General features: G+C 64.9%; 9 protein-coding genes and 1 pseudogene. 8 read left to right on the top strand and 2 right to left on the bottom strand.

What is annotated here, in order from left to right:
* Positions 1-2: 2 nt before the first annotated feature.
* From narJ to V5B40_RS10895, 7 genes and pseudogenes are all read left to right on the top strand, one after another.
* Positions 3-686: a nitrate reductase molybdenum cofactor assembly chaperone gene (gene narJ / locus V5B40_RS10925; RefSeq protein WP_332354515.1), complete on the top strand. Its 684-nt coding sequence runs from the start codon at positions 3-5 to the stop codon at positions 684-686.
* The gene (gene narI, locus V5B40_RS10920) at positions 683-1,429 is read left to right on the top strand and encodes a respiratory nitrate reductase subunit gamma (protein ID WP_332354514.1); all 747 of its coding nucleotides are present in this window, start codon (positions 683-685) and stop codon (positions 1,427-1,429) included. The genes narJ and narI overlap by 4 nt, the downstream gene beginning before the upstream one ends.
* Positions 1,430-1,450: 21 nt before the next feature.
* Positions 1,451-2,239 (top strand): peptidylprolyl isomerase, encoded by a 789-nt coding sequence (locus V5B40_RS10915; RefSeq protein WP_332354513.1) that lies wholly within the window; start codon positions 1,451-1,453, stop codon positions 2,237-2,239.
* Positions 2,240-2,263: 24 nt separating this feature from the next.
* Complete coding sequence (locus V5B40_RS25250; RefSeq protein ID WP_434735867.1) at positions 2,264-2,671, top strand: SNF2 helicase-associated domain-containing protein; 408 nt, start codon at positions 2,264-2,266, stop codon at positions 2,669-2,671.
* Positions 2,667-3,086, top strand: a pseudogene (locus V5B40_RS10905) (helicase-related protein); the annotation flags it as partial. The gene V5B40_RS25250 and the pseudogene V5B40_RS10905, both read left to right, overlap by 5 nt.
* Positions 3,087-3,131: 45 nt before the next feature.
* Entirely contained in the window at positions 3,132-4,805 is a 1,674-nt protein-coding gene (locus tag V5B40_RS10900; RefSeq protein ID WP_332354511.1) for a SulP family inorganic anion transporter, read from the top strand.
* A 56-nt stretch (positions 4,806-4,861) separates the two neighbouring features.
* Complete coding sequence (locus tag V5B40_RS10895) at positions 4,862-5,989, top strand: toll/interleukin-1 receptor domain-containing protein (RefSeq protein WP_332354510.1); 1,128 nt, start codon at positions 4,862-4,864, stop codon at positions 5,987-5,989.
* 960 nt (positions 5,990-6,949) lie between these two features.
* Here the strand turns inward: V5B40_RS10895 and V5B40_RS10890 are convergent.
* Positions 6,950-8,542: an arylsulfatase gene (locus tag V5B40_RS10890; protein WP_332354509.1), complete on the bottom strand. Its 1,593-nt coding sequence runs from the start codon at positions 8,540-8,542 to the stop codon at positions 6,950-6,952.
* An 803-nt stretch (positions 8,543-9,345) separates the two neighbouring features.
* Here V5B40_RS10890 and V5B40_RS10885 point away from each other — a divergent pair.
* Positions 9,346-9,690 (top strand): hypothetical protein, encoded by a 345-nt coding sequence (locus V5B40_RS10885; RefSeq protein WP_332354508.1) that lies wholly within the window; start codon positions 9,346-9,348, stop codon positions 9,688-9,690.
* Between the two features lie 177 nt (positions 9,691-9,867).
* Here the strand turns inward: V5B40_RS10885 and lon are convergent, their stop codons facing one another.
* On the bottom strand, positions 9,868-12,264 hold the full coding sequence (gene lon / locus V5B40_RS10880; RefSeq protein WP_332354507.1) for an endopeptidase La: 2,397 nt from the start codon (positions 12,262-12,264) through the stop codon (positions 9,868-9,870).
* Positions 12,265-12,272: the final 8 nt, after the last annotated feature.

The raw sequence follows: 12,272 nt of genomic DNA, 5'->3' as shown, positions 1-12,272 counted from the left end.
TCATGCCCAAACCCGTGTCAGCCTCGGGCAGCCTGCGCGTGCTCGCTGCCTTGCTGAGTTATCCCGACGCCAGCATGCGCCGCCATCTCGCCGAGATGCGTGCCATCCTGCGCAGTGAAGCGGCCGTGTCGGCAACGCGTCACGCCGAACTCGAGGCCCTGATTGATGCTCTCGACGGCGGCGACCCCCTGCAGGTGGAAGCCGACTACGTCGAGCTTTTCGACCGTGGTCGCGGCACTTCGCTGCACCTCTTCGAGCATGTACATGGCGATTCGCGCGAGCGTGGCCCGGCGATGATCGACCTCGCGCAGACCTACGAAAAAGCCGGCCTGCTGCTCGCGCCGGGTGAACTGCCCGACTACCTGCCGGTCGTTATCGAGTTCACGTCCACGCAGCCGCCGCGCGAGGCACGTGCTTTTCTCGATGAGATGGCGCATATCCTGAACGCCCTGTTCAATGCCCTGCAGCAACGCCGGAGTGGCTATGCCAGTGTCGTTGGTGCGCTGCTCGACCTGGCGGGCAGCAAGGCGCAGGCCGTCAAAGTCGCAGCTGAACAAGCGCTCGACGAGAGCTGGGAAGAGCCTCCCGTTTTCGCCGGTTGCTCGGCGCAGGGGCAGTCCAGTCCCGGCCAGCCGCAAGCGATACACCTTGTCCGCAAGAACCCCCAAACAGGAGCGGTCGCATGAACGCCTTTCAGTCCTATCTGCACACTTTTTTCTTCGCCTATTACCCGTACATCTGTCTGACGGTTTTTCTGATGGGCAGCCTGGCCCGCTTCGACCGCGACCAGTACACCTGGAAGAGCGACTCGTCGCAGATGCTGCGCACCGGCACGCTGCGCTGGGGCAGCAACCTGTTCCACGTCGGCATCCTGTTTCTCTTCCTTGGCCACGCCGTCGGCCTGCTCACGCCGCACTGGCTCTACGAGCCGTTCATCAGTGCCGCTAACAAGCAAGTGCTGGCCATGTCCGCGGGCGGGATAGCCGGCTTCTTCTGCTTCATCGGACTAAGCCTGCTGATTCATCGCCGCATGTCCGACGACCGCATCCGGCTGACCAGCCATCGCACCGACCTGGCGATCCTGATCATCCTCTGGGTGCAGCTGACGCTCGGCCTGATTACCCTGCCCTTCTCCTTCTCGCATGCCGATGGCAGCGTCATGCTGCTTCTCGCCGACTGGGCGCAGGGCGTATTCACTTTCCGCGTCGGCGACGCGGCCGGTCTGGTCGGAGTTGCCTGGCCGTACAAGGTGCACCTGGTGCTCGGCATGACCATCTTCCTGCTCTTCCCGTTCAGCCGTCTGGTGCATGTGTGGAGCGGTTTCGCCACGCTTGCCTACGCCTTTCGTCCGCATCAGATGGTGCGCAGCCGCCGGCTCAATCTGCCCGCCGGGTACGACCAGCCGCGCCAGCCCGGCACCGGTTTCTGAAACACTCGCGAAGGGTTTGGCATGACTACAAAGACGACGATTGATGGCCAAGTGGCGCGGATCAACGGTGTCGCCCTGAACGCCGCTGGCGAAACACCGAGCGCCGAGGAATTGCGTCAACGCGCATGCACCGAGTTGCTGCGTCAGGCGGCACAGGCGGCCGGCATGCTCGCCGCCAGTGACGCCCCTTCGGGCGACGGAGTGATCAGCGAGGCGGCATCAGCCGCCATCGAGCTGCTGCTCGAGCGTGAGCTTGACTCGCCCGAACCGTCGGAAGAAGCCTGTCGTCGCCACCATGCCGCACACGAAGCCGCCTACAGTACCGGCGAACGCGTGCGGGCGCGGCACATCCTGTTTGCCGTGACGCCGGGAGTCGACGTGGTCGCCCTGCGCAAGCGGGCGGAAACGATCCTGCTCGACGTGCGCTGCCACGATGGCCAGGCGGCCGAGGGCTTTGCCGACGCCGCGCGGCAGTGGTCGAATTGTCCCAGCGGCGCCGAGGGCGGCGATCTCGGCTGGCTCGTCGCCGGCGATTGCGCACCCGAGTTTGCGCGCGAACTTTTCGCGCAGGTCGGCGTCGGCGTGCTCCCCTTGCTGGTGCACAGCCGCTTCGGTCTGCACGTCGTCGAGGTGCAGGAGCGCGAAGCGGGCGTCGCGCAGCCCTTCGAGGCGGTCCGCGGCGCGGTTGCCAATTCGCTGCGCCAACAGGCCTTCGTCACCGCATTGCGCCAATATCTGCGCCTGCTGGCCGGTGCGGCGACCGTCGACGGTGTAGACCTGGACGCTGCCGATACGCCTTTACTGCAGTAACGCCTACTTTCGCCGAGGTTTCCGCTGCCAGCCGCCGGGCAACAAGCCCCAGCCAGCAGCCTCGCCAACTGCCGCCGCTGCGCCAGGGCCGCCGACGCGCTGCCTGAATTCCTCTTCGCCACCCTGCCCGTCCTTCGCCTGCTCGGCATTCGCGCGCTGCTGCCGAAGGCCCTGGAGCGCCTCCTGCGACCACGCCTGTTGCTGCAGATCACAGTTCAGGCAGGCCAGGCTGCTGGCGGTGGCCTCCTCCACGCCGACGACGTTTTCGGTTTCGACTGGCGGGTGGCGGTCGGCGACCAGCTGCTCAGCCGCGAGGATTTCGAGGACCTGGTTCGCGAGGCCACCGGCGTGATCCGGTTCAAGGCCGGCTACGTCTATCTCGACCCGCGCGAGATCGAGCGCCTGCGCGCCCAGCTGGAGCAGCCGCCGTGATGCGCTCGTCGAGCGCTTCCAGAACGATCGCACTGAGCAGGTTTTCCTGCTCTCGCTGAAGGCTGGCGGCACCGGGCTCAAGCTCACCGCCGCTTCGAGCGTCATTCAAAACGACCGGTGGTGGAACCCGGCGGTGGAGGCACAGGCCACCGACCGCGCCTACCGCATCGGCCAGCAGCAGAATGTGCAGGTACATCGACTGATCAAACGTGCCACTTTCGAGAAACGCATCAACGACATGATCGACGCCAAGCGCGAGCTGGCCGAGCTGACCGTCGGCAGCGGCGAACAATGGATCGGAATCTCGGCGCTGCCGAACTGGCGGCGCTGTTCTGCCTGCGTTGAGAGCGGCCAGCGAGCGGAAGCGAGGCAAAGCAGGCGCAGGCACAGCAGCGCCACACACGAGGTAACATGAACGCAGCGCTCGGCGCACTCGGCTGACAAGAGGACAACAAAAACGATGCTCATCTGGCTGCGGAACTATCGACGCGACTTGCTGGCTGGCGATATCGGCGCCGGCATCATCGTCACCCTGATGATGATTCCGCAAAGCATGGCCTACGCCCTGGTCGCCGGCCTGCCGCCGGTCACCGGGCTCTACGCCAGCATCCTGCCACCCGTCGCCTATGCCCTGTTCGGCAGCAGCATGGTGCAGTCGGTGGGGCCAATGGCGATTACCTCGCTGATGATCGGCACCGCGCTGGCGACCCTGGCCCCGCCGGGATCGGCGCTGAGCATGGTGCTCGCCGGCCAGATGGCGCTGATCGCCGGCGCGATCCTGTTTCTCAGCGGCGTTTTCCGCCTCGGTTTCGTCGCCGGCTTTCTCAGTCGGCCGGTGATGAGCGGCTTTACCACCGGCGCCGCATTGTTGATCGCCAGCGGTCAGCTCGGACCGCTGCTGGGCGGACCGCTGGCGAATAGCCATCTGCCGAGCGCGATCATCGGACTGGCTTCGCTGCTTGCCCTGTGGCTGGCGAAGACCTACCTGGCACGCGCCCTGGCCGCGCTTGGCGCCTCCGGAAAAGTAGCGGAAATGCTCACCAAACTGGCGCCGGTGGTGGTTCTGATCGCGGCGACGGCCGCCGTCGCCGTGCTCGACCTGGCAGCGGCCGGGGTCAAAGTCGTCGGCGAAATTCCAGCGGGCCTGCCGGCTCTCGCGCTGGCCGTGTCGGCAGAACATTGGCAGCCCTTGCTGATGCCCTCGCTGCTGATCGCCTTCATGATCTTTCTGTCCAGCCAGTCGGCCGCGCAATCGCTGGCTCACCGGCGCGGCGAACGCATCGTCAGCAACCGCGAGTTGCTCGGACTCGGCGCCGCCAACCTGGCCAGCGCGGTGTCGGGCGGCTTCGCGGTCACCGGCAGCATTTCACGCTCGGCAGTGAATTACGCCGCCGGCGCCAACACGCCGCTGGCCAGCGTCATCTCGGCCGGCCTGATCGTCCTGGCGCTGCTCGTGCCGACCACCTGGATATCCTGGTTGCCACTGCCGGCGCTGGCGGCGACGATCATTCTCGCCGTCCTCGGGATGATTGATTTCGCCACCTTGCGGGACGCCTGGCGCCATGACCGCAGCGACGCCGCCGCGCTGCTGGCGACCACCGCCGGCGTCGTGGTTCTAGGCGTCGAACAAGGGGTGATTCTCGGCGTCGTCCTGTCGCTGGCGACGGTCATCTGGCGCGCCAGCCGGCCGCACATCGCGGTCATCGGCCGCATTCCCGGCAGCGAGCACTTCCGCAACGTCAAACGACATCAGGTCGAAACCCTGCCCGAAGTGCTGATGCTGCGCATCGACGCCGACCTCTTCTTCGGCAATGTCGATGCCATCGTCGACCACCTCGAACAACTGCTCAAGGAGCGGACGGCAAACGGGCAAGCGACGCGCGACGTGCTGCTGGTGATGTCGGCGGTGAGCAGCATTGACACCACCGGCCTCTACGTCCTCAACGAAATCAATCGCAGCCTGCTCGGACAGTCCATCAAGCTGCATCTGAGCGAAGTCAAGGGGCCAGTCATGGACCGCCTGCAGCGCAGCGAGTTGCTCAAACAGCGACTCGGCGGGCAGGTATTTCTGAGTACCGCCGCAGCCTTCAGCTACCTCACCGAGCAGGCTGCGGAGGAAACCTGGTCCATTTGAGGGTGGACAACGAAGGCCAACGAAACCACCCCGGCGTGCCGGACGAGGCGCAGGCAATGACTGATCATCGCAGGAAATTCGTTCTGGTCATCGGCACCGGATGGACCAACGCCGCCAAGCGCCGCGTCGCGCGCATGATTGGCATGACGCTGGCCGATGCTGGCTTCGGCCTCATCGCCGGCAATTCGACCGGAGTCGACTACTGGGTCGCAGACAGCTTCTGTGCCACGCTCAAGCAGCGCGAGGAAGCACCACAGGGCGCTTTCTGGCAGATTTCCCTGGGCTGGAACCGGCTCTTCGAGCGCGGCGGCCTGCCCTTGCCGGGCTACGCGGCTGACAAGGAATGTATCGTTGCCGTGGATGACGTCGAAGCCTGGAAACGCGCAGCGATCGCCCGCTGCGACGCGGCAGTGATGGTCGGCGGCGGGCGCGGCGCACTGGACATCGCGCGGCGCATCATCGATCTCGGAAAACCCGTCTTTCCCCTGCCTTTCATGGGCGGCCTGACCGGCAACTCGGACTTCGTCTTTCAGGAGATCCTCAAGACCTGGGAAGCTCACTCGGTACCGGGCGTGAGCCGCGCGCAGTTTCTCCAACTCAGCGAGCCCTGGGTGAGCGGCACCGGTCAGTTGAGCAATCTCCTGCGCGGCACCCTCGCCGAAACGCCGGATATCTTCATTTCCTATCGCCGCAGCGATGCGCCAGCGGCCGCCGGGCGCATAGACAACGATCTTTCCGAACATTTCGGCGGCCGTCGGGTTTTCCTCGACATCAGCGATATCGCGCCCGGTCATGCCTGGGATAACTCGATCGACGAGGCCCTACAGGCGTCCAAGGCCGGCGTCGTGGTCATCGGCCGCTCCTGGATGCTGGCGGGCAGCGACGGCCACACGCCCCGCCTGCACGCAGCCAAGGATGTCGTCTGCAAGGAGATTGCAGACATGATCCGGCAGGGCAAAGCCATATTTCCGCTACTCGTCGAGGGCGCCCGCCTGCCGGAGGCCCCGGAACTTCCGGAAGAGCTGCACGCGCTCCTGCGCTTCCAGGCGACGACGATCGACAACGCCGGCTGGGAAGCGACGATGCAGTTGCTGATCCGCGAGATCGAAGCGGTCATTCGTCATCAGCGGAACGCTGGCGGCAAGCGGGCAGGTCGAAGCAGCGAGTCGAACGTGCAAGCTTGAAAACACCCCACCGGGTGGGAGCGCGGAAGATCTGTCCGGCCAGGCACGGCCGGTAATCGCAGCCGCTTCAGCCAGAGGCCCGCGGCAATCCTCAGCGACCGGCTGTACTGCGCCAATCCTCTGGATCTGGCCGGAGGGCCTGCACAAGCCTTGCGCTCACGACCGACCCGATGACGTTCGCAACGATGCGTCTAGTAACGACCCTGAGCCGCCTGATGAAAGGATCTAGCCGATGGCGGCTTACTGATCATAAAGCTGCCGGCCGCAGGAATCTGTTGTCGGGCGGCAATTCGGCCGAAGGAGCTATTCGCGTCTCAGCGAACCCGATCACCAAGGTGTCGGCAGCGATATCTGCTTTCCGCAAACCCTGAGCCTACGCAACCGATCGCGAGCAACTGACGGTTGAGACTAACGGACACGTTGACCAACATCGTGGCGCTCAGGGTCACCGGCCCCGCTGTCGGATCGATCGCGTGCGTTGGCGAACAAGCTTTCCCGACGACCGCTTTGCCGGCGGGCGACGGCAGTTGGTAGGTGGTCGGTAGTGCCCAGATCAGAGACCTCGACCACCACAAGGCCCCATCCCCCCACCCGCCTGGGCCCATGCCGCCGCCTCTGGCCGGTGGTTCGGCGGGCAGCGTCACACTAAAGTGGTCCCCTGAGTCAAAACAGATAGCAACCCTGTTTAACTTGTGTATTTGACTTCGCTAGCAGCTGGACGGCGCTGCCCCGGCGCGGCCCTTTATCAAACGGGCCAGAGTGATTTCGGTTTTCAGATCACGCTGGCCCGTTTAGTTCGATGTTCATTCTTCTCCCCCAGACCAAGCGCCACTCATGCACCACCGATACATCTCAGGCCACTTCATGTTGTCACGCGGACAACTCCCACTGAGCTCGCTGCCACCAAACACCGTTCCAAAACACGCGGCAGCATGCCATTGCGGAACGCCGGATGCCGAATCAGTCGCTCTTGCCAGGTGTCTGCAAGGCCTCCAGGGCAGCATCCAGCGCGAAGGTGCCGCCCTTCTGGCTAGGTGGAAACTCCCTGAATGTGCCGAGGAATTTCCCCACGTACTGCTGGGCAGGCACGAGGAGGAAGATGTGTTCGACCCACCAGCGGTTCCAGTCCATGGCCTCCACGTCGCCGATCTCGAACGGATCGCTTCGGATATTAAATATCTTGGGCGCGCGCAGCGTCGTGAACGGCTGGCGCCAGACCGATGCGCCGTGCGCCTTCTGTTCGGCGAAAACAATCTTCCATTGGTCGTAGCGCAGGCCGACCAGTTGGCCGTCGTCGTTGAAGTAGAAGAACTCGTGGCGCGGGCTCGGCGTCTTGCCGGCCAGAGCGTCGGTCACGTTGTAGCCATCGATGTGCACCTTGAACGTCTTGTCGCCGACCTTCATGCCCTTCTTCAATTCTTCGTTCACGTCGGGCACCCCGGCAGCGGCCAGCAGCGTGGGAAGCATGTCCTCGTGCGCAAAGATGTCATTGATCACGGTGCCGGGCGTGATCACGCCGGGCCAGCGAATGGCCGTCGGCACGCGGTAGCCGCCTTCCCAGTTTGTGTTCTTCTCGCCGCGGAACGGTGACGTGCCGCCGTCCGGCCAGGTGAATTTCTCGGCGCCGTTGTCGGTCGAGTACATCACGATGGTGTTCTCTTCGAGTCCGAGTTCCTTCAGCGCATTCAGAAGCTCCCCGACGTGTGCGTCGTGCTCGAGCATCCCGTCGGGGTATATTCCCAGGCCGGACTTACCGCGGGACGACTCCTTCAGCCGTGTCCAGATATGCATGCGGGTCGAATTCCACCAGACGAAGAAGGGTTTGTCGGCCTTCTTCGCGTCGGCCATGAAGCGGATCGTCTCCTTGGTGACTTCGTCGTCGATGGTCTCCATGCGCCTCTTGTTGAGCGCGCCTGTGCTTTCGATGCGCTGTGTGCCGTCGGCGTTTGCCCAAGTGTGGATGACGCCGCGCGTGCCGAAACGCTCGCGCAGCTCGGGGCTCTTGAAATAGTCCTCGTGTTCGGGCTCATCTTCGGCGTTCAAGTGGTAGAGCGAGCCTTTGAATTCCTGGAAGCCATGCGCGGTGGGCAGGTGTTCGTCGAGGTCACCCAAGTGATTCTTTCCGAACTGCCCTGTCATGTAGCCCTGCGCCTTGAGTAGCTCGGCGATGGTCACGTCGCGAGCCTGCAGCCCTTCCTTGGCGCCCGGTAGACCGACCTTCAAGAGGCCGGTGCGGAACGGCGACTGCCCGGTAATGAAGGCGGCACGTCCGGCAGTACAACTTTGCTGGCCGTACCAGTCGGTGAACAGCGCGCCTTCCTTGGCGATACGGTCGATGTTCGGCGTCTTGTAGCCCATCATGCCCTGGTTGTAGGCGCTGACGTTCCAGTAGCCAATGTCGTCGCCCCAGATGACCAGGATATTGGGCTTGGCGCTGGCGGGCGTGCCGGCGGTTGCTGTCGCCGCGGCGGCGGCCAAGGCTGAACCGGCGCCCAGCACCAGAACGGCGAAGAGTGTCGGTAATCTAAAATGGACTATCGAGATAAGCTTCATTTTCCCTCCTTCTATGCTACTTCTGCTGACGTGGCGGTTGGACCGGTTTATTGCCGACGGCCAGCCTAAGAAGTTGTCAGGCTGCGCGTGATTCAACGCTGCCTTGCCTCCTTCGGCACGTCATCATCATAGACGGAAAATCTTGTGGGCTACAAGTCGGTAGAGACGAGCGGCAGCTTTCTGATCAGTAAGCCGCCGTTCGAGCCAGCTGATCTTTCGGTGAGGCTATGACTCCTCTTGGCCGTCAGCGGTCCGTTCCTGCAGGGCATCCCGTCGCTCAGGACAGACTCCTTTTGTCATAGGCGCACGACAATCTAGCGATAACCGGGGACGGAGCACGGTTGATTGAAGTTGCCGACAACGTTCAGAACAGATGATCAAACGGATGTGGCGGTGAACCACCTTCGACGTTTTCGAACCGCGGCTGTCGCCAAAGACCGGTCGGATGACCCCGCGGTGACGGCCTGGACGTCGGCCGCAACAGTCGTTCAGGTTCCGCTGCGCCAACGGCCGCCGAACGCTCCGCCGTTGCCGTGTATCGCACTCGACGGTTGAACGTTGGCAGGCAGCCGACCGTGCACGGTCGTTCGATTTCGACAGCGGGCAGCGGTCGCGCACATCAAGCGCCAGTTTTTGGCGGTGTCGGGTGGATGTTGGGCTTCCTGCGTCAGCCCAACCTACGCTTGCTTCCTCATTGGCGGGCGTCGATTGCACGCCAATTCGATCGGCTGGGGGGACGTCTACGTGTGCTTTTTCACCTTCCTTGAGCAGCGCTGCCGGCATCAAGGGATCGGCTGCGCGGAGTGAAGGCGGCGACTGCCCTGCTCGTCGTCAAGCTCGCGCATACGTTCGTCTGGGCGCTTTTTGCCGGCTTGATCGTTGCTATTCCGCTGGCGTCCTTCTATGGGAGGCACGCAGTTGCCGCCTGGAGCGCGGCGGTTGTCGCTGTCGAGGTGCTCGTCCTGGCGGTGAATGGCTTCCGCTGTCCGTTGACGGCCGTCGCCGCGCGTTACACCGAGGACCGACGCGACAACTTCGACATCTACCTGCCACAGTGGCTCGCCCGGCACAACAAAGTCATTTTTGGCACGCTGTACCTGGCTGGTATTGCTTTCGCTCTCGCACGCTGGGCGCTGGCAGCCGAGTAGTCTGGAGGCGCTGAAGTGGCGGCTCCCAAGGTAGGCGACGTATGGATCGACACCGGTTACCGCCCAGATCGGGACGTTCTCCACAAGGAGCAGACCGAGCTGATCGCATTTGCCTTCGTGCCGATTCGTGCTGATTCGTGCCGAAGTGAGCGATTGGCAGCGCCGCCCGACCGGTGATCACTCGGCTGCGCTTGCGGGCATCGCCTGGCGCACCGCGTCGTCGACGTTGTCGAGAAAAACGAACTGCAGCCGCTCCTTGGCGGCCGCCGGCACTTCCTCGAGGTCACGCCGGTTGCGCGCCGGCAAGAGGACGCGCGTGATGCCGGCGCGCATCGCCGCGAGCACCTTGTCCTTGATGCCGCCGACCGGCAGCACCAGGCCGCGCAGGCTGATCTCGCCGGTCATCGCCGTGTCCTGGCGCACCGCCACGTCGGCGAACAGCGACGCCAGGGCGATGAACATCGCGACGCCGGCGCTCGGGCCGTCCTTGGGGATCGCGCCGGCCGGCACATGCACATGCACGTCGGTCGTCGCGAAGCGGCCGGCGTCTATCCCGAGGCTGGCGGCGCGCGTCTTGACCAGCGTCAGCGCCGCCTGCGCCGACTCCTTCATCACTTCGCCGAGCTGGCCGGTAAGGATCAGCCGGCCGTCGCCGGCGGTGCGGCTGGCTTCAATGAACAGGATGTCGCCGCCCGCCGGCGTCCACGCCAGGCCGGTAGCGACGCCGGCCAGGCCGGTGCGCAGCGCGACTTCGTTGTCGTAGCGACTCGGCCCGAGAATCGCCGCCAGCGCGCCCTCGTCTACGTGCATCGTAAGCATCGTCCCTTCGGCGATGCTCACCGCCGCGCGCCGGCAGACGGCGCCGATCTGCCTTTCGAGCGAACGCACGCCTGCTTCGCGCGTGTAATCGCGGATGATCGCCTGCAGCGCCGCGTCGTCGAAGTCGATCTGGCCCGGCTGCAGGCCGTTCTGCTCGATCTGCCGCGCCAGCAGGTAGCGGCGCGCGATCTCGAGCTTCTCCTCCTGCGTGTAGCCGGGGAGCTCGATGACCTCCATGCGGTCGCGCAACGGCCCGGGGATGGCGTCGACGACGTTGGCGGTGGTGATGAACAGCATCCGCGAGAGGTCGAAGGGCAGCGCCAGGTAGTTGTCGCGAAAGCTGTTGTTCTGCTCGGGATCGAGGACTTCGAGCAGCGCCGCCGACGGGTCGCCCTGGACGCCGCGGCCGAGCTTGTCGATCTCGTCGAGCATCATCACGCAGCCGCGCGAGCCCGCCTTGCGAATCGCCTGGATGACGTTGCCGGGCAGTGCGCCGATGTAGGTGCGGCGATGGCCGCGGATCTCGGCCTCGTCGTGCACGCCGCCGAGCGACGCGCGCACGAACTTGCGACCGAGAGCGCGCGCGATCGACTGCCCCAGCGAGGTCTTGCCGACGCCGGGTGGGCCGACGAAGCACAGGATCGGCGCGTGCCCGTCGGGCTTGAGCTTGCGCACCGCGAGAAACTCGACGATCCGCTTCTTGACGTGTTCGAGGCCGAAGTGGTCGTCGTCGAGGATCTGGCGCGCCGCGGCGACCTCGATGCGGTCGGGATCGGGTTCGCGCCACGGCAGTTCGAGCAGCCAGTCGAGGTAGGTGCGCAGCAGCGAATATTCGGCCGAGCCGTCGGCCATGTGCTGCAGGCGCTGCAACTCCTTGCGCGCCTGCGTCGCGACTTCCTCGGGCATTTGCGCGTCGGCGATCGCCTGGCGCAGCGACTCGATCTCCTGCACGTTGGCCGCGTCGCCCTCGCCGAGTTCGTTCTGGATCGAGCGCAAGCGTTCGCGCAGCAGGTACTCGCGCTGATGTTGGTCGATCTTCGCCTTCGCCCGCTCGTCGATCTCGCGCGACAGGCGCAGCACTTCCAGCCGCTGCAGCAGGCAATCAAGGACGATATCGAGGCGCTGCGCCAGGCTGAGCGCTTCGAGGACGCGCTGCCGATCGATCGGCTTGAACTCGCTGACGCTGGCCACCAGGTCGGCGAGCGCGCCCGCCGGGTTGATGTTGTGCAGCGCCGCCAACAGCTCGGGCGAGACCTGCGGCTGGTAGTTCAGGACTTCGGCGGCGCGCTCCCGGAGGCGGATGACGCGCGCCTCGATCTCGCTGTCGGCGTCGTCGGGCTCTTCGAGGCGAACGACGCGCGCCACCGGGAAGGGGTAGCCCGGCAGGTACTCGGCGACGCGAAAGCGCTGCTCCCCCTGGCAGACGATGACGTGCGAGCTGTCGGGCAGCGTCACGTAGCGCAGGATGCTCGCCACCGTGCCGATCTGGAACAGGTCGTCGGGCCCTGGCTCGTCGATCCCGGCGTTCGGCTGCAGGACGATGCCGACCGCGCTGCCGCTCTTCACCGCCTGCTGCGCCGCCAGAATCGCCGGCTGGCGAGCAATGGTCAGCGGCAGGATCATGCGCGGGAAGAGCACCGCGTTGTCGATCGGCACGATCGCCAGCGCGTCGGCTGGGACGACCGGAAGGGCGCGATTGGCGGCGGCCGCATCGGCTGGCGCCTGGCCTGCTGTCTTGTCGGTATTGGTGGGCATGGCCTGCT

The organism is Candidatus Accumulibacter meliphilus (assembly GCF_036625345.1).
Lineage (GTDB): Bacteria > Pseudomonadota > Gammaproteobacteria > Burkholderiales > Rhodocyclaceae > Accumulibacter > Accumulibacter meliphilus.
This window is presented reverse-complemented; position numbering and strand designations above follow the sequence as displayed.

Bases quoted from the DNA above. Each gene is read 5' to 3' on its own strand.
- narJ (WP_332354515.1), top strand. From the start codon at position 3: ATGCCCAAACCCGTGTCAGCCTCGGGCAGCCTGCGCGTGCTCGCTGCC.
- narI (WP_332354514.1), top strand. From the start codon at position 683: ATGAACGCCTTTCAGTCCTATCTGCACACTTTTTTCTTCGCCTATTAC.
- V5B40_RS10915 (WP_332354513.1), top strand. From the start codon at position 1,451: ATGACTACAAAGACGACGATTGATGGCCAAGTGGCGCGGATCAACGGT.
- V5B40_RS10900 (WP_332354511.1), top strand. From the start codon at position 3,132: ATGCTCATCTGGCTGCGGAACTATCGACGCGACTTGCTGGCTGGCGAT.
- V5B40_RS10895 (WP_332354510.1), top strand. From the start codon at position 4,862: ATGACTGATCATCGCAGGAAATTCGTTCTGGTCATCGGCACCGGATGG.
- V5B40_RS10890 (WP_332354509.1), bottom strand. From the start codon at position 8,542: ATGAAGCTTATCTCGATAGTCCATTTTAGATTACCGACACTCTTCGCC.
- lon (WP_332354507.1), bottom strand. From the start codon at position 12,264: ATGCCCACCAATACCGACAAGACAGCAGGCCAGGCGCCAGCCGATGCG.